This is a genomic window from Aeromonas sp. QDB62, from assembly GCF_027705695.1.
Classification (GTDB): domain Bacteria; phylum Pseudomonadota; class Gammaproteobacteria; order Enterobacterales; family Aeromonadaceae; genus Aeromonas; species Aeromonas allosaccharophila.
Map to the genome: position 1 here is coordinate 91,282 of NZ_JAPDCD010000007.1, position 23,112 is coordinate 114,393.

19 protein-coding genes and 1 pseudogene are annotated in these 23,112 nt (G+C 63.2%); 6 read left to right on the top strand and 14 right to left on the bottom strand.

What is annotated here, in order from left to right; translation table 11 throughout:
• Positions 1–117 precede the first annotated feature (117 nt).
• Both bamE and OKC27_RS05395 read left to right on the top strand, forming a co-directional pair.
• Positions 118–456, top strand: a complete 339-nt coding sequence (gene bamE, locus OKC27_RS05390) for an outer membrane protein assembly factor BamE (RefSeq protein ID WP_005337980.1) — start codon at positions 118–120, stop codon at positions 454–456.
• Between the two features lie 184 nt (positions 457–640).
• Complete coding sequence (locus tag OKC27_RS05395; protein ID WP_270805991.1) at positions 641–1,270, top strand: NAD(P)H-binding protein; 630 nt, start codon at positions 641–643, stop codon at positions 1,268–1,270.
• A gap of 146 nt (positions 1,271–1,416) precedes the next feature.
• Here OKC27_RS05395 and OKC27_RS05400 read toward each other — a convergent pair whose 3' ends face one another.
• Both OKC27_RS05400 and OKC27_RS05405 read right to left on the bottom strand, forming a co-directional pair.
• Positions 1,417–3,111, bottom strand: coding sequence for a pyridoxal phosphate-dependent decarboxylase family protein (locus tag OKC27_RS05400; protein ID WP_270795408.1), 1,695 nt, complete (start codon positions 3,109–3,111; stop codon positions 1,417–1,419).
• Between the two features lie 222 nt (positions 3,112–3,333).
• On the bottom strand, positions 3,334–4,350 hold the full coding sequence (locus tag OKC27_RS05405) for a lipoate--protein ligase A (protein ID WP_270795410.1): 1,017 nt from the start codon (positions 4,348–4,350) through the stop codon (positions 3,334–3,336).
• Positions 4,351–4,778: 428 nt separating this feature from the next.
• Between OKC27_RS05405 and OKC27_RS05410 the strand changes: the two genes are divergently transcribed.
• Positions 4,779–7,241: a diguanylate cyclase domain-containing protein gene (locus OKC27_RS05410; protein ID WP_270805992.1), complete on the top strand. Its 2,463-nt coding sequence runs from the start codon at positions 4,779–4,781 to the stop codon at positions 7,239–7,241.
• 105 nt (positions 7,242–7,346) lie between these two features.
• Here OKC27_RS05410 and OKC27_RS05415 read toward each other — a convergent pair whose 3' ends face one another.
• From OKC27_RS05415 to OKC27_RS05455, 9 genes are read right to left on the bottom strand one after another with little or no spacing between them, the layout of a single operon-like run.
• A complete protein-coding gene (locus OKC27_RS05415; RefSeq protein WP_182939253.1) occupies positions 7,347–8,546 on the bottom strand; it encodes an ABC transporter permease in 1,200 nt (399 codons plus the stop codon).
• Complete coding sequence (locus OKC27_RS05420; RefSeq protein ID WP_182939252.1) at positions 8,546–9,760, bottom strand: ABC transporter permease; 1,215 nt, start codon at positions 9,758–9,760, stop codon at positions 8,546–8,548. The genes OKC27_RS05415 and OKC27_RS05420 overlap by 1 nt, the downstream gene beginning before the upstream one ends.
• Entirely contained in the window at positions 9,761–10,468 is a 708-nt protein-coding gene (locus OKC27_RS05425) for an ABC transporter ATP-binding protein (protein WP_107684168.1), read from the bottom strand.
• A complete protein-coding gene (locus OKC27_RS05430; protein WP_182939251.1) occupies positions 10,461–11,600 on the bottom strand; it encodes an efflux RND transporter periplasmic adaptor subunit in 1,140 nt (379 codons plus the stop codon). Before OKC27_RS05430 ends, OKC27_RS05425 begins: the two co-directional genes overlap by 8 nt.
• A gap of 27 nt (positions 11,601–11,627) precedes the next feature.
• A complete protein-coding gene (locus tag OKC27_RS05435) occupies positions 11,628–14,804 on the bottom strand; it encodes an efflux RND transporter permease subunit (protein WP_182939250.1) in 3,177 nt (1,058 codons plus the stop codon).
• Complete coding sequence (locus OKC27_RS05440; protein WP_182939720.1) at positions 14,797–15,867, bottom strand: efflux RND transporter periplasmic adaptor subunit; 1,071 nt, start codon at positions 15,865–15,867, stop codon at positions 14,797–14,799. The genes OKC27_RS05435 and OKC27_RS05440 overlap by 8 nt, the downstream gene beginning before the upstream one ends.
• Before the next feature lie 41 nt (positions 15,868–15,908).
• The gene (locus OKC27_RS05445) at positions 15,909–16,379 is read right to left on the bottom strand and encodes a YeeE/YedE family protein (RefSeq protein ID WP_182939249.1); all 471 of its coding nucleotides are present in this window, start codon (positions 16,377–16,379) and stop codon (positions 15,909–15,911) included.
• A 13-nt stretch (positions 16,380–16,392) separates the two neighbouring features.
• Positions 16,393–16,806, bottom strand: a complete 414-nt coding sequence (locus OKC27_RS05450; protein WP_270692793.1) for a YeeE/YedE family protein — start codon at positions 16,804–16,806, stop codon at positions 16,393–16,395.
• Positions 16,806–17,120, bottom strand: a complete 315-nt coding sequence (locus OKC27_RS05455) for an ArsR/SmtB family transcription factor (RefSeq protein WP_005338008.1) — start codon at positions 17,118–17,120, stop codon at positions 16,806–16,808. The genes OKC27_RS05450 and OKC27_RS05455 overlap by 1 nt, the downstream gene beginning before the upstream one ends.
• Before the next feature lie 88 nt (positions 17,121–17,208).
• Here OKC27_RS05455 and OKC27_RS05460 point away from each other — a divergent pair, with 88 nt between their 5' ends.
• From OKC27_RS05460 to OKC27_RS05470, 3 genes and pseudogenes are all read left to right on the top strand, one after another.
• Positions 17,209–17,394 (top strand): YgaP family membrane protein, encoded by a 186-nt coding sequence (locus tag OKC27_RS05460; RefSeq protein ID WP_111807469.1) that lies wholly within the window; start codon positions 17,209–17,211, stop codon positions 17,392–17,394.
• Between the two features lie 421 nt (positions 17,395–17,815).
• A complete protein-coding gene (locus OKC27_RS05465; RefSeq protein ID WP_042657035.1) occupies positions 17,816–18,220 on the top strand; it encodes a hypothetical protein in 405 nt (134 codons plus the stop codon).
• A 287-nt stretch (positions 18,221–18,507) separates the two neighbouring features.
• Positions 18,508–19,165: pseudogene (locus tag OKC27_RS05470) on the top strand (MgtC/SapB family protein).
• Positions 19,166–19,260: 95 nt separating this feature from the next.
• Here the strand turns inward: OKC27_RS05470 and OKC27_RS05475 are convergent.
• The 3 genes from OKC27_RS05475 to OKC27_RS05485 are packed head-to-tail and all read right to left on the bottom strand — an operon-like array spanning position 19,261 to position 23,078.
• Positions 19,261–20,271 carry a substrate-binding domain-containing protein gene (locus OKC27_RS05475; RefSeq protein WP_182939245.1) on the bottom strand — a complete coding sequence of 337 codons (1,011 nt, stop codon included), beginning with the start codon at positions 20,269–20,271 and terminating at the stop codon, positions 19,261–19,263.
• Positions 20,272–20,298: 27 nt separating this feature from the next.
• The gene (locus OKC27_RS05480) at positions 20,299–21,714 is read right to left on the bottom strand and encodes a glycoside hydrolase family 32 protein (protein ID WP_270805993.1); all 1,416 of its coding nucleotides are present in this window, start codon (positions 21,712–21,714) and stop codon (positions 20,299–20,301) included.
• Positions 21,714–23,078, bottom strand: coding sequence for a sucrose-specific PTS transporter subunit IIBC (locus tag OKC27_RS05485; protein WP_058053628.1), 1,365 nt, complete (start codon positions 23,076–23,078; stop codon positions 21,714–21,716). Before OKC27_RS05485 ends, OKC27_RS05480 begins: the two co-directional genes overlap by 1 nt.
• Positions 23,079–23,112 lie beyond the last annotated feature (34 nt).

Sequence of the window (23,112 nt, forward strand, 5' to 3'; positions counted from 1 at the left end):
ACGTAATTGGGACAGAGCCTTTTTATTGGCTGATGGATCAATGGCTTTTTACTTCCGTGGAGGGAGTCGGTATGATTTGCCGAGCCAAAAAGACTGTATGGATGATCTGAACTCGATATGCGGATGAAACACCTGATTGCCGCGGCTTTGACCGCCCTCACCCTCTCCGGTTGCAGCCTGGTCTATCGCATTGATATTCCCCAGGGCAACTATGTGGAACAAAAACAGGTCGACAAACTGCGCCAGGGGATGACCCGCGAGCAGGTCAGCTATGTGCTGGGGACCCCCATGCTGCGCGACGGCTTTGACCCCAACACCTGGTACTACCTCTATGAATTCCAGCCGGGCCACGGCGACAAGGAGCGTAAAGAGCTCACCGTCACCTTCGCCAATGACAGGCTGACCACAGTGACGGGTGACTTCCCGCTGCCAGCAGCCTTCAATACCCCGCTCTGATATCTCGCAAAACCGGCCTCGCGCCGGTTTTGTTTTATCCACCCCCCGCGCTATGTATCCTGACCGTTATCCTGCCAGGCAACACTGAGTCATTTCCCCCCATTGCAGCTGCCCGCAAATTGCCTGATGCTGATGAGCAGCCACCATGGCATCAACACCATCGAATGACACAGGGAGAATCCCCATGAGCCGGATCCTGATTGCCGGAGCCAGCGGCCTGATCGGTCGCGAACTGGTGCAGCAACTGCCTGCCGAACATGAACTGACCCTGCTCTGTCGCAAGCCGGGCAAGGAGGCACACCACTGGCTGCCGGTCAATTTTGATGAGCTGGCCAGCGTCACCCTCTCCCGCCCGGTGGATATTGCCTTTTGTGCGCTCGGCACCACCCGCAAGGAGGCGGGCTCTGCCGAGGCGTTTCGCCGGGTCGATCTCGACTATGTGCTCGCCTTTGCCGAACTGGCCCGCCGCCACGGTTGCCAGCGGCTGATCGTGGTCTCGAGCATGGGAGCAAACGCATCGTCTCCGGCTCTCTATCCGCGTACCAAGGGGGAGATGGAGCAGGCCCTGCTGGCCCAATCCTGGCCACGGCTCGCCATCGTGCGCCCCGCCATGTTGCTGGGGGATCGCCAACCGCCGCGCCGCTCGGAGCAGATCTTTCAGGCCATCTATCCGCTGTTTCGGCCGCTGCTGGTGGGCAGGCTCGCCCGTTGGCGCGCCATCGAGGCCCAGCAGGTGGCCCGCGCCATGATCGCCCTCTCGCAACTGCCCGCCGGGTGCGAGATTGTCGAAAATGAGCAACTGCTGACCCTCTGAGCCCGGCCTTTTCCACCGCTTTCGCATACCGTCGTTAAAACAGAAGGGCAAGCCAACCGGCTTGCCCTTCGTTTCTCTGTTGGCGTGATACACCCCAACCACCTCTTGCCACTATTGACTGCCGTCGCTGGTCAGGACGAGCGCCATCAACCACGAATATGGTCGATAAAGGCGTCGATCTGCTCGCGAGTGCAGGCCGGATTCATAAAGACCGCCTTCTCCCCGGCGATGTAGGAGTATTTGCCGCGGGCGTCGTAGTCTGAGTGGGCCACCGCCTCCACCCAGTTGGTGTAGAGCCCCACCTTGCCGCGCCCCTTGAACAGGCTGCGGTGGTAGTCGGTGTTGCGCTGCAAACGGGCCTTGTAGGCGGGATCGCTGGAGCGGGCCAGCTCGAAGGCGAACTCGGCCTCCGGATCGCTCACCCACTCGGGGTTGTAGATCTTGAAGCCGACGCTCGGCCCCTGATTCTCCTGCGCCACCAGCTTGACGTTGCCGAGCTGGCTTAACCGGAAGCGGAAGTAGTTGGCATTTTGCAGGCAGTGGGCCAGCACGGTGCGATACCCCTCGACCCCCATGTAGTTGAGCGCCGCATAGGCACCGAACAGGCCGCTTGCGCCACGGGAGCACTCGATGGTGGATTGCAGGTGGGTCTGGCCCTGAATGTCCCGCTCAAAATAGGAGAAGTTCTCCGGGTCATTCTCCATCGCCTTGAGATCATCCTGCTCCTTGATCATCACCAGACTGGAGGTGTAGGGCACATAGCCCCACTTCTGGAAGTCGACAGTGAACGAATCGGCATATTTGAGCTCGGCAAAGCGCGCCACGTTGCGCTCGATCCCCGCCAGGGTGGCGCTGTTGATGGCGAGCGGGTTGGTGGCAAAGTCGTAATCGAGGAAGAAGATCATCGACCAGCCGATGGCCGCATCGACGTGGATATGGGGCTTGACCGTCACCTCGAACTGCTCGCAGAGGCGATTGCGCAGCTCGAACACGGGTTTCACCTGATCCACCCCGAAGGTGTCGGTGGTGCCCATGGTGAGCATGATGGTGGGTACCACGTGCTTCAGGGCGAAGCAGGCGGTCAGGGTGCGCTCGAGGTGGTCAAGATCGATGTCATTGTTCTCGCCGACCTGAATGCGGATGGTCTTGTTCTCGATATCGACCCCAAGCAGGGAGAGGTTGGTGATATTGGAGTAGTGACCGCCCTGGGAGTTGATAATGCGGTAATCCTGATAGTGGCCGAGCCCCTTGTGCTTGGCCTCCGGCAGGCTTTTGCGAATGCCGAGCAGGTAGCCATAGAGGTTACAGAAGGTGCCCCCCTGGGTGAAGATGCCGGTGGCACGCTCGGGATCATAACCCGCCAGCAGCGCTATCTGGCGCACCACCTTCTTCTCCAGCTCCTCGGCCACCCCGGCATATTCGGAGTAGACCAGATTGGGGTTGGCCAGAATGCCCAGCTGGGCGCCGTAGATGGCGGGATCCGCCGACATGGTGATGACGTTCTCGACGCTGGAGGGGTTCTCCCAATCCTTCGACAGGGCGGCGGCAAACAGCAGCTCGGCCATCGGCTCGCCCGGGGTGCGCATGGTGGCGGGCACCGGCATGGTCTCGCAGAGATCGGCAAGGCGGGCGCGGCCATCTGGCCAGGCGTTCAGACGGGCATCCGGGGCCAGGCCACGGGCCCGAAATTCATTGAGGGTGGCAAAGCCGGGTTCGCGAAAAACCGGCCAGAGATCGGGATTGCGCGAGAAAAAGTTGGCTTTTACGGCTGCAAACCGGTTTGAGAACTCGGGGTGGACGGCGTTGACGCTTTCGTCTTTCAGATAAACTAAGTCACTCATTTTTATACCATTAGTACAGCAAATGTGCGGCCGTTATACCCCTGTGCCAGCGGGGCCGACAGCGACAATATCTAATGGCCTACCCTACTTTTTGTCATGTATCAGCCATGACAAGGGCTGGCAAAAAGGCGCCTTTGGGGCGCCTCTTTGCATTTCGTGATCTCGTTCACATGTTGGCTGACATAGTCCTTACTACCAGACGGCCATCAGCCAGCGTCCCCCTCAACGCAGGGAGGCCAACAGCCACTGGGCAAACTCCATCAGCTCGCTCTGCTGCTGCGGAAAAGCTGCCAGCCAGGGCTGCAGGCGCGCGGCGACCGCCTCCGACCGATAGTCGCAACCCGCCAGCTCGGCCGCCAGCAGATCGAACGGGGCGGGTTCCAGGGTATCGCTGAACAGCTGCGCCCGGGTGATAACCCCCTTCTCCACATCAAAGTGCAGCTCCACGCCGCCCCAGCCAAAGCGCTCCTCCAGCAGATGGCTGAACGCCGGGGCATGGCCATAGTTCCACTCCCAGCTGCGCTGGCGGGCGAAGGGCTCGGCAAAGCCCGGCAGATCCGGCATCTGCGCCGGGGAGATATGCTCGGGTTCGACCCGCGCACCGTAGTGGTGGAAAAACGCCTCGGTAAGCGCCTCGCTCACCTGCTGATGGTCGATCCCCGGCAGCAGTTCGCACAGATTGGCCACCCGGCTGCGCACCGAGCTGATCCCCTTGGCGGCCAGCTTCTTGGGGTCGGGATTGAGGTAGTTGGCGAGGCGACCAAGATCGGCATCCAGCAGCAGGGTGCCGTGGTGGAAACCGCGATCCAGGGTCTCCCGATAGGCTGACCCCGATACCTTGCGCTCCCCGTCCGGGGTGGCCACCAACAGATCGTTGCGACCGGAGGCAAAGGCCTCGATCCCCAACCGCTTGAGCCCGCCCAGCACGATGGCGGTGGAGATGCTCTTGTCATACTCCGGCTTGCCCGCCATGAAGGTGAAGCAGCTGTTGCCAAGGTCGTGGAACACGGCGCCACCACCACTGCTGCGGCGCGCCAGGGTCACGCCATCCTCTTCTATGCGGCGGGTATTGCACTCCTTCCACGGGTTCTGGGCCCGGCCGATCACCACGGTATTGGCGTTGCGCCAGAGGAACAGCACCCGCTGGCCGGGGTCCATCTGGCGGAAGATGCACTCCTCGACAGCCAGATTGAACAGGGGATCGTGAGAGTCGGAGATAAGAAGACGCAAGCGGGACATAACAGGACCTTATCCGGAACAGGGGGCAACATGATAACACTGACGGGGCCACCACTGACCCGTTTCACCTTAACCGGCGCGCAGCAGCATGCATACATTGGCTTCACACCCGACCGTCCCATAAAAGTATCTTTTGATATAACGACACAACTTGACGTGAAACCACGAAAAAAATGCAGTCAAACCACAAAGACAACGATAAAAACGGGAAAAAATGGCTAGAATGCGACCACTTTAATTGGCCATATGGCTCTCTTCTTCGTCACATAACTCGCCAAAAAACAGTATGCGCATATCGAGTGTGATGAATGACACAAAAATGACTTTTAATGTCTCGGACACCCCATTGCAAACGCCTTCACCCCCCTTGCAGGTTACAACGAATTGCTTGAATCTAGCTTAGACACCGCCTCCCGAGAGAACGCTGTATGACGGAGAACACCGACCCCCGCCAGCGCCCCAGCTGTTTCCTGCCGATGCTGGTCAGTATGGTCATCGCCACCCTGATCTCTCCCCCCTTGCGGGCCGAGGAGCAGGTCATCGTGCAACTGCCCTGGCAACATCAATTCCAGTTTGCCGGTTACTACGCGGCCATCGCCAAGGGCTTCTATCAGGATGCCGGTCTGCGGGTCACCCTGCGCGAGGCGAACGACCGGACCGATGTGGTCAGCGAGGTGATCTCGGGAAAGGCCCATTTTGGCATCAGCGGCAGTGACCTGCTGCTGGACCGGGCCGCTGGCCGACCAGTGGTGGTGCTCGCCGCCCTGCTGCAACACTCGCCACTGGTGCTGCTGACGCTGGAGCGGCCCGATATCCGCAACCCGGCGGATCTGGCCAACAAGCGGCTGATGCTGGAGCCTGGCTCCAACGAGCTGTTGACCTATCTGACCCGGCATAACGAGCGCCGTGACTGGGTCACCGTTCCCTATGAGAGAGGACTGCAGGCACTGCTGGCGGGCGAGGTGGATGCCATCAGCGCCTACAGCTCCACCGAACCCTTCTATCTGCAGCAAAAAGGGATCCCCTATCGGGTCTTCAGACCGCGTACCGTCGGCTTCGATTTCTACGGTGACAACCTGTTTACCTCCGAGCGGAAGCTGATCACCCGACAGGATCGGGTATACGCCTTCCAGCAGGCCAGCCTCAAGGGGTGGCGCTATGCGATGGACAACCCCGAAGAGATGATCAACCTGATCATGGATCAGTACCCGAGCGGCGCGGGTCGTGAACAGCTGGCGTTCGAGGCCCGCGAAACCAGAGCGCTGATGCAGCCGGATCTTGTCGAACCGGGTTACATGCAGCAGGAGCGCTGGTTGCAGATCGCCAAAACCTATCTGGAGGCAGGCATGCTCCAGGTGCTGCCCAACCTCGACCACTTTATCTACGACCCGGCGCAAGAGCGGCTGCGCCAGCAGCGCAAGCTGCTCGACAAGAGCGTGGCGGTGGCCATGCTCGTCACCTTTACCCTGATGACTCTGCTCGGCATCTTCTTGCACCTCTATCTGCGGCTGCGTCAGGAGGCGCGGGATCGCCAGCGGCTGACCCGTGAACTGGCCCAGAGCGAACAGCACTACCGCTTCGTGGCGGAGAACAGCGCCGATGTGATCTGGACCATGGATGCCACCAGCTTGCGCTTTCGCTATGTCAGTCCGGCCATCGCCGCCCTGAGCGGCTACGAGGCTCCCGAGCTGTTCGCCATGCCACTCAAGCAACTGCTGCCAGATGCCTCGCGGCAACTGCTGCGCGAGGAGATCTCCGCCACCCTCACCGCCTGGCAACAGGGGGAACACGACCAGACCCGCCGGGTCATCCGCACCCAGTTGCGTCACAAGCATGGCCATCTGGTGGCGACCGAGACCATCACCACGCTCCATGGCAGTGGCGCGGCCCAACCCGAGGCGATCCTGGGCGTCACAAGGGATATCACCGAGCGGGCGGCGCGGGAGGCCATGATGCACCGCCTCGCCTTTTACGACCCCCTCACCGGCCTGCCCAATCGCCGCCTGCTGCAACAACGGCTCAAGGAGCTGCTGGAGCAGGAGGCGCCCCGTCCGCTGGCGCTGATGTTTATCGATCTCGATCACTTCAAGCCGATCAACGACACCTTCGGCCATGAGACCGGGGATATCCTGCTCAATCTGGTGGCCGAACGAATGCGTCACTGTGTGCGGGAGCAGGATCTGGTGGCGCGGCTGGGGGGCGATGAGTTCGTCATCTTGCTGCCCGATACCGGCGATGAAGTGCTGGCGGTGGCCGACAAGCTGCACCGCCAGTTGCGCGATCCGTTCCAGCTGGAGGGGCAGGAGCTGCTTATCTCCAGCAGTATCGGGCTGGCGCTCTATCCGGAGCACGGAGAGGATGCCAAGACCCTGATGCACCAGGCCGATCAGGCGATGTATCAGGCGAAGCATCGCGGCCGTGGCCGGGTCTGCCTCTTTAGCGCAGGGCTTGATCCGGAGCAGGGAGCCCTGCTGTGGCAGCCCGGCCACGAGTGCGGTCACCCGCGCATCGATGCCGAACATCGCCAGCTGTTCGTGCTGACCAACCGGCTGCTTGAACGGGTCAAGGATCAACACGAACACCCGGCCCCGTTTCTGGAGAGTCTGGAGAGCCTGTTCGAGATGGCCCGTCACCACTTCGCCTTTGAAGAGCAGATGCTGGCGGAGATCGACTATCGGGAGCTCGCCAGCCACCGTCAGGATCACCAACGCCTGCTCAACAAGGCAGGTCAGCTGCTGCACGCCGCCAAAGCGGGGACGCTGGGCAACGACGAGCTGCTCAACTTCATCATTCAGGAGCTGGTGGTCGGCCACATGAGTCAGGCGGATCGCCGCTACTTCCCCCTGTTCAGATCTGAGCGCAACCTGCCGGTCGCGGAGGTGGTCGCCTAGTTCCCCCCTGTTCAGATCCGAGCGCAGCGTGCCGATCGCAGAAGGGATCGCCTAGTCCCCCCTGTTCAGGTCCGAGCGCAGCGTGTCGATCGCAGAAGGGATCGCCTAGTCACCCCGCAGGGCAACCACGGGGTCGAGACGCACTGCCCGCAGCGCGGGGGCGACCCCGGCCAGCAGGCCGACCAGCGCGCTGCAACCGAGCGCCAGCAGCAGATAGAGAGGATGGAGGGTGAGCGGCAAGCCGGCCGCCAGCAGGGCAAGCAGCAGCTTGAGCCCGCCGAGCAGGGCCAGCCCCATAGCCCCGCCCAGCAGCGCCAGCACCACGGCTTCGAGCAGAAACAGCAGCAGAATACGGCGCCGCGGGCAACCCAGCGCCATCAGCAAGCCCACCTCGGGGATCCGCTCCTGCTGGGCGATGCTCATGATGCTGAAGATGCCGACCGCCCCGATCAGCAGCGAGATAATGCCAAGCCCGCCAACCGCCAGTTTGATGATGGAGAGGATCTTGTCGAGGCTGGTCAGCATGTCCTGCTGGGAGGTGAGGGTAAAATCCTCGGCGCCGTGGCGGGCGATCAGCACCCGCCGGATCTGGGCCGAGATGTCGGCCTCCGTCTGCCCGGCGCGATAGATGACATCGATCTCCTGCAGCCCCTCCTTGTTGAACAGCGCCTGGGCGTGGGCGGCGGGCAGATAGATCATGTCGTCCAGATCAAAACCGAGAAATTGCCCCTTGGGGGCCAGCACCCCGGCCACCCGAAAGCGGCGATCACCGGCGCGTAGCAGACTACCCGGCGCATCCCCACCGGGGAACAACTCCGCTGCCACCTTGGAGCCCAGCACCGCATAGGCGCGGGGCATGGCACTGTCATCGGCGGGCAGAAAGCGCCCCTGCACCAGGGTGAGGCGCCAGCCGGAGAGCGCCGCCGGGCCGGTGCCCAGAATGGCGGTGCTGCGGGTCAGCCCGCGGCTGCGCACCTCCCCCTGCCCCTGCACCACCGGCAGTGCCGCCTCGATACCTGGCAATCTGGCGAGGGCATCGGCATCCTCCAGCAGCAGGGGACGGCTGCTGGAGAGAATACCGGGCGGGCCGCCTGCGGTTTCGGTCTTGCCCGGCGTCACGGCGATCAAGCGGGTGCCAAATTGGGAGAAGCTGTCGAGCAGATAGAGCCTGAGCCCCTCGCCGATGCCGGTGAGCAGGGTCACCGAGGCGATCCCGATGGCGATACCCAGCGCCGACAGCAGGCTGCGACTGCGCCCCGCCAGCAAGGCGCGCCAGAGCCAGAACAGCAGATCAGCGGCGCGCATCAGCCCCCACTCCATTGCCCGCTGCGCAGGCTACTGACCGGATCTTGCCGTGCCGCCCGGGAGGCGGGCAGCCAGCTAAAAAAGAGCCCGGTCAGCAGGGCCGCCGGTATGGTGCAGAGGGTCGCGAGCAGAGGGACTGCCGCCGGAAAAGCGGGCCACACCAGCCCGGCGAGGGCCACCAGGGCATAGCCCAGGGCTGTGCCAAACAGCGCGCCACCGCCGCTCAGCAGCAGCGCCTCCCATAAAAACAGCTGGCGGATCTGGCGACTGTCGGCCCCCAGCGCCTTGAGCAGACCGATCTCGCCGGTGCGCTGGCGGGTGCTGATCAGCGCCAGATTCATCATCATGATGCCGGAGACCAGCAGGCTGATGGCGCCGATACCGGCAACCGCCAGGGTGAGAGTCGAGAGAATGGTGGAGAAGGTGGCCAGCATGGCGTCACGGCGCACCACGGTCACATCGAGCACCCCGTGGCGCGCCTGCATCAGCTGCTCCAGTCGCTTGACCAGCGGCGGCACGGCCTGCCCCGCCAGCGGCTGGATCAGCAGCCGAAACAGCCCCTCGGTATTGAACAGCCGCATGGCGCTGCCGACCGGGATCAGCGCGGCTTCCGCCATATCCATCCCCAGATTGCTGCTCTGGCTGGTGAAGACCCCCACCACCCGAAAACGGCGATTGTCAAAACGCAGCCACTGGCCGACCGGGTCGGCCTGACCGAACAGCTCCCGGGCCACCTTGGCCCCGAGCAGGACGGCCGGTCGATCCTCTGCGGCATCCCCCGGCAACCAGCGGCCGGAGAGCAGCTCCAGCCCGTGGGTATCGCGCAGCCCGTTGCTGCTGCCAAGCAGCATGGTCTGGCGCAGCCGCGCCCCCTGTTTGGCCTCGGCAAAGCCCATCACCAGCGGTACCAGCCGCACGTTTGGCTGGTGCTGGCCAAGATAGTGCATGTCATCGAGAGTGATCTGCCGCAGGCTGTTGCCGGTGACCGGCGGCAGCCCGCCGGTGGTCTCCTTGCGGCCCGGGAACATCACCAGCAGATCCTTGCCAAGGGAGCTGAACTGGTCGGCCACATAGCGCCTCGCCCCTTCCCCCAGCGCGGTGAGCAGCAGCACCGAAGTGACGCTCAGACTCACCGCCAGGATCAGCACCAGTGCCCGTGAGCGCTGGCGCAGCAGGGCCACGGCGGCAAAGCGGATCACATCGGGCCGCCGCATTCAGCCTCCGTCACTATGAGTGCTATCAATGCTATCGGTGCTGATACGGCCATCGTTCATCAGTATCCGCCTGCCCGCTCGTTCACCGAGGCGCGGATCGTGGGTCACCACCACCAGCGTGATCCCTTGCTCCCGGTTGAGCCCCTCCAGCAGGGTAATCACCTCCTCCCCGGAGCGGGAGTCGAGATTGCCGGTGGGCTCGTCAGCCAGGATCAGCCGCGGCGCCATTGCCATGGCACGGGCGATGGCTACCCGCTGACGCTGACCGCCGGAGAGTTCGGCAGGGCGGTGTCCGGCCCGGTTCTCCAGCCCCAACTCCCCCAGCAACTGCTGGCTGCGGCGATGGCGCTCGGCGGGAGCAATCCCGCACAGCATCAGCGGCAGCTCGACGTTTTCACGGGCGGTGAGGCGGGAGATCAAGTGAAACGACTGGAACACGAAACCGATACGATGGCCGCGCAGCTGGGCCAGCGCCGGCTCTGACAGGGTGGCGGTATCCTCCCCTCCCAGCCAGTAGCGCCCCTCGTCGGGCCGATCCAGCAACCCCAGCACATTGAGCAGGGTCGACTTGCCGGATCCCGAGGGGCCCATCACCGCCAGATACTCCCCCTCGGCAACCCGCAGAGAGACGCGATCGAGGGCAGCCACCTCGCTGCCACCCAGAGTAAAGCGACGACTGACGGCATCGAGGCGAATGAGATTACTCATCCGGCTGCTCCGTGGCGGCGCTGAAAGGGCCCTCCCCGACAATCTGTCCGGGCTGGGCCGCCAGCCGATCACCGGCAGCGAGCCCCTCGGCCACCTCAATCCAGTTCCAGTTCTCCACGCCCCAGCGGGGCACCACCCGCACCAGCTTATCCCCTTCCAGCCGCAGCACGCTGCCATCGTCGGCCCGGCTGCTGGCCGCCACCCGTAGCACATCGCTGGCGCGGGTCACTTCGACCTCAAGGTCGGCGCTGTAGCCAATAAGCAGGGGGACATCGGTGGGCAGGGCAGTGAGTGCAGCCTCCACTTCCACGGTACGAGCCTGCTTCTCCAGCTCCTTCACATAGGGGGCGATGCGGGTCACGGTGGCGGCAAAATCGCGCCCGGGCATGGCGTCGAGCAGCACCCGAGCCTGCTGGCCCACCTTGAGGCGGGCGGCATCCACCTCATCGATGGGGGCTGAGACATACAGACAGCGATCGTCGATAAGATCGATAACCGGAGGCATGGCGACCCCAGGTGGTGAGGGGGTCATGTACTCGCCCAGCTTGCTGTTGACCTCCGCCACCACACCGGCAAACGGCGCCAGCAGGCGGCGCTCGCTCAGGCGGGCCTCCACCTGGGCGACCTGCGCCTCGTCGACCCGCTCCTGCTGACGGGATGCGCGGCAGATATAGCGGCGGGTATCGGCCAGATTCTGGGCCTGCTCCGCAAGCGTGCGGGAGGTGAGGTTTTTGGCCAGCAAGGTGGCCAGCCGGTTGGCCTCCCGCTCGTAGTAGGCCGCCTCGCTACAACGCTCCTCGCGCTGGGTCTTGCCAAGGGCCTGCTGGGCACGGGCACGGGCGAGATCGGCACGGATATCATCACTCCAGAGGGTCAGCAGCAAATCCCCCTGTTTCACCCGCTCCCCGGCCTTGACGGCGATCTGCTCCACCACGCCGCCACCGGGCAGACTGAGCCCGGCCCGCTGACACGACTTGATGGTGCCAGCCCGGGTGTTGACCACGGTGACCAGCACATCCCCCCGCCCCACTTCAACCAGCTTGACCGGCGTCGGCAGCGGTCGCCACCACCATGCCACAGCAGCCACCGCTACCACGGCGCCACTTCCCCACCACAACCAACCTCTCTTCATCGCGCATCCTTTCGCTAGTGACTCCCGTCATGAGCGTCGGGAGAGCAGGGCATAATAGAGCAAGGGTATCACCACCAGGGTGAGCAACGTGGAGACCAGGATCCCGAAAATCAGGCTGATGGCCAGTCCGTTGAAGATGGGATCATCGAGGATAAACAGGGCCCCGATCATCGCTGCCAGCGCCGTCAGCATGATGGGTTTGGCCCGCACCTGCGCCGCTTCGATCACCGCCTGCTCGAACGCCACCCCGGCGCTGTGCTGCTGCTCGATAAAGTCCACCAGCAGGATGCTGTTGCGTACGATGATCCCGGCCAGGGCGATCATCCCGATCATCGAGGTGGCGGTGAACTGGGCCCCCAGCAGGGCGTGGCCCGGCATCACCCCGATGAGGGTGAGCGGAATGGGCGCCATGATGATGAGCGGCACCAGATAGGAGCGGAACTGGGCCACCACCAGCAGATAGATGAGGATCATCCCCACCCCGTAGGCTAGCCCCATGTCGCGGAAGGTCTCGTAAGTGATCTTCCACTCCCCGTCCCACAACAGCGCCACCTCTCCCAACTTGTCGGGCTGCTGTACGTAATATTGGGGCAGGTCGATATCGGCACCGGCGGCAAACATGCCGTAGAGCGGGCTGTCGGTATGGCCGCCCATGTCGGCCACTACCATCACCATGGGCTGCATGTTCTTGTGCATGATATAGCTGGGGGCCACCTCATCACGGCGACTCACCAGCTCGGAGACCCGCACCAGCTGGCCGCTCTGGCTGCGCACCTTGAGGGCCAGTACGCCCGCCAGATCCCGTTTGTCACCGGGTGCCAGCTCGATGCGCACTGGCACCGGATACTTGGCGCCGTGCCCCTGCAGCCAACTGGCATCCTGATAACCCACCCCGCCATTGAGGGTGCTCACCAGGTCCCCGAGATCGACTCCGAGCAGGGCCGCCTTGCTACGATCCACCACCAGCCGCCACTTGGGCTGCGGGTCGGTCAGATAGATGTCGACATCCACCAGATCCGCCGTGGCCACAAAACGGGCCTGAACGGCGCGAGCAGCCGCTTCGCGGGCGGCCTGAGTCGGGCCATACACCTCGGCGACGATGGGTGACCAGACCGGCGGGCCGGGGGGCACTTCCACCACTTTGAGGTTGCCCCCTGCCACACTGGCGATGGCCTGCAGCGGTGCCCGGACCGACTGGGCAATCTGGTGGCTGCTGCGATGGCGCTCATGCTTGTCTACCAGATTGACCTGAATATCCCCCACGTTGGCACCGCTGCGAATGAAGTAGTGACGCACCAGCCCGTTGAAGTTGATGGGGGCGGCGGTGCCGGCGTAGATCTGGTAATCCTTCACCTCAGGCACCTTGGCAAGCTCCCGCCCGACCGCCAGCAGGGTGCGCTCGGTCTGCTCCAGCGTCGCCCCCTCCGGCATGTCGAGCACCAGCTGGAATTCCGACTTGTTGTCAAAGGGAAGCATCTTGAGCACTACCCACTGCACCATGGGCATGGCGGTGGCCGCCCCGACCAGCAGCAACACCGCCAGCCAGAGCTTGCGTCTGGCACGTTTGGCGCCATCACCGATCAGGAAAGGGGTCATCAGCCGCTGGAAGACGCCAGCCTTGGCCTCACCGTGGGCGACATGTCCCTCGCTCTTGAGCAGGTGGCTCGCCAGCCAGGGTGAGAAGATAAAGGCCACCAGCAGGGAGATGAGCATCCCCATGCTGGCATTGATGGGGATGGGGCTCATGTAGGGGCCCATCAGCCCGCTGACAAAGGCCATCGGCAGCAGGGCCGCGATGACGGTCAGGGTCGCCAGTATGGTCGGCCCCCCCACCTCGTCCACCGCCCCCGGAATAAGATCCTTGAGCGCCCCCTTGCCCAGGCCACGATGGCGGTGGATGTTCTCCACCACCACGATGGCGTCATCCACCAGAATGCCGATGGAGAAGATCAGTGCAAACAGCGACACCCGGTTGAGGGTAAAGCCCCAGGCCCAGCTGGCAAACAGGGTCAGCGCCAGGGTGATGACGATGGCAACTCCTACCACCAGCGCCTCGCGCCAGCCCATGCTCACCAGTACCAGCAGCACCACCGCTGTGGTGGCAAAAATCAGCTTGCCGATCAGGGTGTTGGATTTGGTCTCGGCGGTGATGCCGTAGTCCCGGGTCACCGTTACCTCGACCCCGGCAGGGATAAGCCGATTTTTGAGACTCTCGACCCGCGCCTCAACCCGCTTGGCCACCTCGACCGCGTTCTGGCCCGGCTGCTTGCCGATGGCCAGCGTCACCGCCGGATAACTGGCCTGCCCCTGCCCCATCCAGCTGCGTTTGGTCGGAGTCTCCTGACCCAGAGAGACACTGGCCACATCCCCCAGATAGACCGGCTTGCCGTCGTGCAGCCCCACTACCAGCTCGCGGGCCTCCTGCTCGCTTTGCAGGAACTGCCCCACCTGCACCTTGATCTCCCGGTTATCTTGCTCGATAGCCTGTGTCGGGCCTACCTGATTGGCGGCGGCAAGTCGCTGACTCAGCTCACCCCAGCTGATGCCGTGGGCGCTGAGTGCCGCCGGATCCGGCATCACCCGCAGCACGGCGCTCTGGCTGCCCAGCGTGTAAATATCGCGGGTACCGGGCAGTCGCTTGAGTTCGGTCTCCAGCTCATGGGCGACCCGGGTCAGCTCGGGGGCCCCCAGTTGCTTGCTCCCCTCTTTGTTCCACTCTTTGCTCCATAAGGTGAGACTGACGATGGGGACATCATCGATCCCCCGGGGTTTCACCAGCGGCTGACCGACTCCGATCCCCTGTGGCAACCAGTCGCGGTTGGAGTCAAGCTGGTTGTTGAGATCGACAATGGCCTGCTCGCGGCTCACCCCCACCTTGAACACCACCACCAGCAGGGCACCATCGGGTTGGGAAAAAGAGTAGAGGGTATCAATTCCCTTTATCTGGGAGACCACCTGCTCGGCAGGGGTGGTAACGAGGGATTCCACCTCTGCCGGCGTGGCTCCCGGGAAGGGGATATAGACATCGGCGAAGGTGACATCGATCTGCGGCTCCTCCTCCTTGGGGGTCACCAATACCGCAAACAGGCCGAGCAAGAGCCCCACCAGCGCCAGCAGCGGGGTGATGGCCGAGCCCTGAAACAGCGCAGCCAGCCGACCGGCAGGCCCCAGCCTCTCCTTGTTGCCGTTCAGCTCGCTACTCATGGGCCAGCTCCTGCTGCCGCGCCCAGGCATCGGGGGCCAGCTTGTCACCGGCTTGCAGCCCGGCCAGGATCTCGCACTGCCCTTCAAAGCAGTGGCCGACCCGCACCGGCGTCAGGGCCCAGCCAGCAGGTTGCTGCAGATAGACGCCGTTGAACTCCCCTTGCCGCAGCAGGGCGCGATCCGGCACCTGCAACACCTGACGCTCACCCTGTTTGAGCTGCACCTTGAGCCACATGCCGGGCAGCACCCCGGCGGTTTGCGGCGGCAGGTCGAGGCGCAACCTGAAGGCGTGGCTCTGGCTGTCGGCATAGTTGAAGCGGGTCAGTTTGACCGGGGTGACAGGCTTGCCATCAGGCAACAGCACCTGCACATCCGCAGGCTCACGAGCCAGCGTCAGGGCGGATTGGGGCAGCTCCACCTCCACCCGCAAGGTGTCGAGGGAGAAGCCGGAGAGCAGCGGGGTACCGGGGGCGACCGTCTCTCCCAGCTCCACCAGCCGCTTGGTCACCACCCCGGCGTAGGGGGCCAGAATGCGGGTATAGCCGTAAGCCTCGCGGGCCTGAGTGAGGGCCGCATCGGCCGCATTGACCTCGGCGCGAGCCGCACGATCGGAGGCCTCGGCATTATCAAGTTGGGCGCGGGTGATCACCCCCTTGGCAATCAGCGCCTGAAAGCGGGCGAGCTGGCGCTCGGCTTCCACCTGCTGGGCCTGCGCCCGGGCCAGCCGCGCCTCGGCCCCCGTGACGGCGGCAAACTGCTCCTTGCCGCTGATCTCCAGCAGCGGCTGCCCCGCCTGCACCTGATCGTTCACATCCACCAGCATGCGGGAGACCCGGCCGCTGGTCTGGGCCGCCACCGTCCCCTGATTGATGGCAGTGACGGTGCCATCCAGCGTCAGCCAGTCGGTCACCGGCTGTGGCGCCACTGTCAGCAAGGACTCTGTCTGCGGGGGCTCTGTCAGTGGGGCAATAGGCTCCCCGTCTGCTGCTAGGGCCCGGCTGGATGTCATGGCCTGCGATGTCATCACCAGCAAAGTGATCCCCAGCAACCGGATCTTTTCCATCATTACTCTCCTTCCCTGGCATCATCAGTCACTGCACGGGATCAGTCGGTATTGGACTGGCGCACCTTACCCTTTCCCCGAGCTGGCGCCTTGGTCAGCACCCTGGCCAGCCCTCTATCAAACAGCAAGATCCCGGCCACCATGGCCGCTATAAACAACAGTATCATGGGCTGTCCGCTGGAAATGAGACTCAGAGCAGGCCCCGGACAGATGCCCACCAACCCCCAGCCGATGCCAAACAGCGCGGCCCCGCCGATCAGGCGGCGATCCAGCCGAGGGGCCGGTACGGCGACGATGGGCTCACCCAACAAGCTCTGGCGGCGGGGTTTCACCAGCAGAAAATAACCCGGCATAAAGACCAGCAAAGCCCCCCCCATCACGAAGGCGAGGCTGGGATCCCAAGCCCCGGCCAGATCGAGAAAACCGGTGACCCGGGCGGGATCCACCATGCCGGAGATGGCCATCCCCAGCCCGAACAGCAGGCCCGCAAACAAACTTGTCAGCAACTTCATGGCGATCAGCCCCTTACAGCAGATGATGAGTGACAAAGACGGTGATAAAGCCAACCGCCATAAAGGTCAGGGTGGCGACAATGGAGCGCAGGGAGAGCCGCCCCATGCCACAGATGCCGTGGCCGCTGGTGCAGCCATTGCCAAGACGGGTACCGATGCCGACCAGCAGACCGGCCAGCAACACCAGCGGCCAGCCGGGCAGACTGGTGAATGCAGGCATGCTGGCCCAACCCAGTGTCAGCGCCAGCCAGGCACCCGCCCCCAGTCCCAGCAAAAACAGCACCCGCCACGGCGCACGGTGTTGCAGCGCACCGGCCAGAATGCCGCTGATCCCGGCAACCCGGCCGTTGAACAACATCAGGATCAGAGCCGACAGCCCTGCCAGCATGCCGCCGCCCAAAGAGAGCAGCCATTGGCTTTCCATCATCAAGATTCCTTATTTTCTGAGTGACAAAAATGGGTTTGCAGCGCCCCCAACACATCGGCGGCCGCCTCGCTCACTAGCGAGTAGTAGATCTGCTGGGAGACCTTACGCGAACGGATCAGGCCGTAGCGCTTCAATACCGAAAGTTGCTGGGAGAAGGCCGACTGCCCGAGTTGGCTGTGGGCCAGCAGCTCCCCGACCCCCTTCTCCCCCTCCACCAGTTGGCAGAGCACCATCAGGCGTTCAGGATGAGCCAACGCCTTGAGCAGGGAGGCGGCGGCTGTCGCATGTCTGTTCATCTCGTCGAATTGGCTCATAAGCGTAAATTAGCAATTGCTGATATTTGTTCTATTGTATAAAACAACACTAAATTAGCAATATCTAAAGTAGATAGGGAGAAAGACCATGACAGTAGATAACGGCGTCAGAATCGTCGCGGGTTGCATGTTGCTGCTCTCGCTGATCCTTACCACCTGGGTTCATCCGGGCTTTGTCTGGTTAAGCGCCTTTGTCGGGGTCAACCTGATCCAGAGCGCCTTCACCGGTTTCTGCCCGGCCGCGATGATCCTCAAACGGCTGGGGTTGAAATAGGGTCACGGGTGACGGTGGGGAGAGCAGAAGATGGAACGAGGGCGGTGATGATGCTCACCGCTCTTTCATCGTCCTTGTAGTAGCCAGCCGACCCCGATTATTGACAAACTTGTATCTAAATGTTGCTGAAAGGGAGTTGAGGCTTTACCTCACCGCTCTGGATGAGTACCATTTCGCCGTTCTTAACACAGCGGAGACCATCAGTGGGCAACTCATCAAGTGACAGATGTCTGCCGACCCTTATCGTCGGCACCCCGGTCGCGAGCTAGCCGCAGATTTCCTCTGCCGCAACTCGCAACCCTGCGAGAAGCGGAAATCCACTCCCCTCTTCTCCCTTTTTACACTTGACGTCTGGCAACCAGTGGCCAACCGCCATGGTCGCCATGCCTGCATAGTTTCTGCTTCCCACAAGGAGGCTGCTATGCGTTTTATCTCAATCAAACCGGCTGCGGATCGCGCGGTCGCAACAGGTTCTGTTGCAACCCGGGCTCACCCCCTGCTGAGCAAGCTCGGCCGTGGCATGTTGCCACGCTGGCTGGGCGGCAAACAGCGTCAGCACCACTACCGGCTGCAGATCCGCTGCGAGGATCGCGCCGATATGGAGCAGGTGCTGGATCTGGTGAACCACACCCTGCAACCGGCGGGGCTGCAACCGATGCAATCGATGAAGCCGGGTCGCGGCGGCGGGCGTGAGCTGGTGCTCAACCTGCAGTGCACCCCGCCCCAGCGACGCTATCTGGTGCAGTTTGTTCATCAGGTCGGAGTAGCACATCCGGTGCGCTGGCAACTGCGCCCACGCATCGACTGCGATCCCGAACTCAACTGACCGCACACCTGCGTTAACCACAGTGAAAGGGGCCAGCCACGCTGGCCCCCTTGTCGTGAGCAACAGCTTGCTCTGCGGCTGATCGGATAGCCGATACGCCGTTCATGCTCGCACCCATGTTCGAACCTATGTTCGCGCCCATGCTCGGCTCGCCCCTAGGTGCCCGAGAGTCGGTGCGCTGTGTTGTGTTTCTACTGGCCATCCGCGCAATCATCCCCTGATCCATCCGCCTCCCGGCGTTTCATCATGGATTGCGCCAAGCCAGCACTTATCAGAAGGAGTACGCCATGAAGATGTGGCAACAAATTGACATGATCTCCCTGCTCGACACTCTGGCCAGCCTGCTGCTCGCCTTTGTGCTTGGCAGTCTGGTCGGGCTGGAGCGCCAATACCGCCAACGTACCGCGGGCCTTCGCACCAACGTGCTGGTCGCCGTGGGGGCCGCCCTGTTCGTCAGTCTGGCCCAGCGCATCTATGACCTGCACGGCGGCAACTACAACGTGGTCCATGTGGTGGCCTATATCGTCTCCGGCATCGGCTTTCTCGGCGGCGGTAGGCGCCGCCTGTGGTGCTGGACTCGCCATGGAGGCAATTCTGGGGGCCCTGTTCGTGCTGGCCGCCAACACCCTGCTGCGGCCATTGGTCAATCAGATCAACCGCCGCCCGGTGGACAATACCGACACCGAAGTGACCTACAAGGTGACGGCGCTGACCCAGCGTGAACATCAAAAAGAGGTGCTGCACTGGCTGGAAGAGATGCTGGAGCAGGCCAACTACCCCCTGAGCGAGCTCGACATCGAGCCGTTTGGCGCGGGGGATCTGGAGATCTCGGCGGTGCTGCTCGCCACCTCCATCGATGGCGACGAGCTGGATGCCCTGATGCAAAAGCTGGCCATCCACCCCCATATCAAGCAAGTGTTCTGGCGCGCCAGCACCACGGATTGAGCTCTCGGTCAGAGGAATGGTCCCATCCACCAACAGCAAAAAGCCCCGCCAGCCATGGCGGGGCTTTTTCATATGGGATGGGCGAAGCGGCGTGGCTAGCGGCGACTGCGCCAGCGCACCCTGGGGGTGATCACCTGGGCGGTTTGCGCCGGGGGATTGCCCGCGATCAGTTGCTGCATCAGCTCGAAGGCGGCGCGGGCCAGCGCCGGGCAATCCTGCGCCACTGAGTCGATGCGCATCGGAATGCAGTCGAGCAGGTCGTGATCATCGAAGGTGCACAGGCGCATGCCCGTCTCCATCAGCCCCGCCTCGTTGAGGTAGCGCAGTACCCCTTCCAGCAAAGTAAAGGAGGCGGTAAAGAGCCCCTTAGGGGGCGCCCCCAGCTCGGCCACCAGCTCGGCCATCAGCTGATAACCGGAGCTCGGCTGATAGTCGCGATGGCGCACCCGGGCTGCATCGGCTTCGAAACCGGCGCGATGGAGCCCCAGCTCATAGCCCGCCAACCGGTGACGGCTGGGGGAGAGATCCAGCAAACCGCCGAAGTAGTAGATCTCCTCGCCGCACTCGCTGGTCATGTCCCGCACCAGCTCGGCGGTGGCCTTGCAGGCATCGGAGATCACCATGGGCAGGCGCGACTCGCCGATGTGGCGGTCGAGCTGCACCACCGGCAGGCGATCGTGAATGCGGGCATAGATGTCATCGCTGTGACCGCTGGAGGCGACAATCAGCCCATCCACCTGACGGCTGATGAGGTTGTCCACCACCCGCTGCTCGAGGGCGGGATCATCCTCGGAGCAGGCGATCAGCAGCTGGATGCCCGCCTCCCGGCAGTGGGCCTCGAGGGCGCGGGCAATGCGGGCAAAACCGAAGTTGGTGAGGTCGGGGATCACCAGCCCCCAGGTGTAGCTGCGGGTCTCGCGCAGGGAGCGGGCATGAAAGCTCGGCAGGTAGTGACACTCATCCGCCACCGCCTGAATGCGCTTGCGGGTATCGTCGGCGATCCGGTACTCCGCACTCTTCCCGTTGAGCACCAGACTGGCGGTCGCCTTGGACACCCCCGCCAGTTCGGCGATCTGGGCAATCGTGATCCGTTTCTTCTTCTCCACCTGGCCTCCCGGCTGACTAGAACCGGGCTATTGTACTAGGCACGCCGACAGCGGCCAGTGATTGAGGCAAATTTTGCAGCCATCAGCGCCGTTACCTGATGAAAGTTGCGGCATTTCTCCGGGGAAGTAGCGCGCCGACAGGCTGTGGCGCCCCTCATCGATGAAACACTCCAGACTGGAGCGATCACACAGCACGGTGATCCGCCCGCCAGCCCAGGGGCTGCTGCGGGTCTCCCACGCTCCACTCTGCCAGTTCTGGCGCCGCAAGGTGATGCGCCCCGGCTGCCATACCAGTTCGGCCACGGCACCGAACCAGAGGCTCCCCTCGCCGCACAGATCCAGATCGAGCCAGGCCGCGTCGATGGCCAGCCCCGGAAACTCGTCGAGCGTCCCTTCGAAGCGGGTCTGCTCTCCCTTCAATGCCGCGAGCTCCGCCACCGGTCGCTGGCAGAGCCACTCATCCTGCCAGAACAGCTCCCGCGGGCAGCTCATCTGGTGGATCCAGCCGTAAGCGACCGTAGGCTGGCTCATCTCGTTCTCTTCCGGCAGACCCAGCCAGCCAAACAGGAGGCGGCGCCCCTGACTGTCTCGGGTGGTTTGCGGTGCATAGAACTCGAAGCCCCGATCCAGCTCGTGGAAAGCCCCGTGATCGAAGCGCTCGCCATCGAAGTCCCCCGCCAACCAGCCGCACTGATAGAGGTTGCGATAATCCTCGCCCGCCGGGGCAATCCCCTGCGGGCAGCTGATCAGCACATGGCGATCCCCCAGCGGGAAGAGATCCGGACACTCCCACATATAGCCAAACTCCCCCAGACCGCCGCGCCCGCTACCGGCAATGGGGCCCACCAGCTGCCAACTTTGCAGTGTGTCGCCGCGATAGAGCAGCACTTCGCCCTTGTCATCCAGGGTGCGCGCTCCCAACACCATCAGCCACTGCTGGCCGTCGTGCCACACCTTGGGGTCCCGCACATGGCCGCTGTAGCATTGCGGCAGATCCAGCACAGGGCCCAGCTTCTCGAAACCGCCCTCACCATCGGCGCGGGCCAGACACTGATAGGCGGTGCGGCTGCCATCCGGGTATTTGACGTTGCCGGTGTAGATGAGGGTCAAACGCCCCTGCTCGTCGCTCACCGCCGAACCCGAATAGCAGCCGTGGCTCTCATAGGCCTCGGTGGGCAACAGTGCCACCGGCTCGTGCTGCCAGTGCAGCAGATCGGTGGAGGTAACATGGCCCCAGCCCTTGTTGCGGTGCTCGCAGCCCAGCGGATTCCACTGGTAGAAGAGGTGGTAGCGCCCGTCGTGCTCGATAAAACCGTTGGGATCGTTGAGCAGCCCCACCGGGGCTGCCAGATGCCAGCGGGGCCGATGGGGATCGGCCGCCGCCTTGAGCTGTCCGGCCAGCAACGACCGGACAATCTGGTTGAGAAGATCGCTTTCCTTCATCACTCCACCTTGTATTTGAGCAAGGTGGAGGCGGCGAAGGCGGTGCCAAAGGCGATCACCAGCCCGATGATGTAGTGGATGAGGCTCATGGGCTGAACGATGGCCATGCCGGGAATACCGGTCAGCCCCACCGCCGTCATCCCCACCTTGGCTGCCACCACGTAGGCGCCACCGCAGGCTCCGCCAAACAGACCGGCCAGGAAGGGTTTGATGTAGCGCAGGTTGACGCCAAAGATCGCCGCTTCCGTGATACCCAGCAGACAGGACATGGCCGCCGGCACGGTAATCGCCTTGATCTTCACATCACGGGTCTTGAAGTAGACCGCGAGGCAAGCCCCGCCCTGTGCCACGTTGGCCATGGCCCAGATCGGCAGCAGGAAGTTGACGCCAATTTGCGGATTGGCCAACAGCCCCGCCTCGATGGCATGGAAGCTGTGATGAATGCCGGTGATGACGATCAGCGAATAGGTGCCACCAAATACCAGCCCCGCCAACCAGCCCGCCTGCTCATAGAGGGCGCTCAGACCGAACGAGATGCCATCCCCCAGCACCCGACCCGCCGGGCCGATAAAGAGCAGCGCCACGAAACCGGTGATGATGACGGTCAGGAACGGCGTGAGGATCAGATCCAGCGCATCCGGAATGCGCTTGCGCAGCTGTTTCTCCAGATGGGACATGAACCATACTGCCAGCAGCACCGGGAAGACGGTGCCCTGATAGCCGATCATCGCCACATCAAGCCCGAAAAAGTCCATGGTCTTGAAACCACCGGCCACGCCCCAGGCGTTGGTCAACGCCGGGTGGGTGAGGATACCGCCAAGGGTCGCCCCGAGATACGGATTGCCGCCAAACTCCCGCGCCGCCGTAAAGCCGATGAGGATCGGCAGTATGATAAAGGCCGCCGAACTGAACATATCGAGCATCACAAACAGGGCGCTGTCGGCATTGACCCAACCGTAGGTGCGCACCATGCCGAGCAGCCCCATCAGCAGACCTGAGGCGACGATGGCCGGAATGATCGGCACGAAGATGTTGGAGAGGGTTCGCGCCAGCCGCTGGGCCACGTTGAGCTTGGCCGCCGCCATGTCGGTCAGCTCCGCCTTGCTGGCGGTGCCGGTACCGGTCAACGCCACAAACTCCGCATAGACCTTGTTGACCAGACCGGTGCCGAAGATCACCTGGATTTGGCCCGCGTTGCTAAAGCACCCCTTGACCCCCTCCAGCTTGTCGATGGCGGCCTTGTTTACCTTGCTGTCATCGGCCAGCACCAACCGCAGCCGGGTGGCGCAGTGGGCAGCGCTGACGATATTCTCCTTGCCCCCGAGCAGGGGCACCAGATCCTTGGCTATCGCACTGATATTCATATTCTTCCTCTTATGACCCGCCACGCTGGCGGGC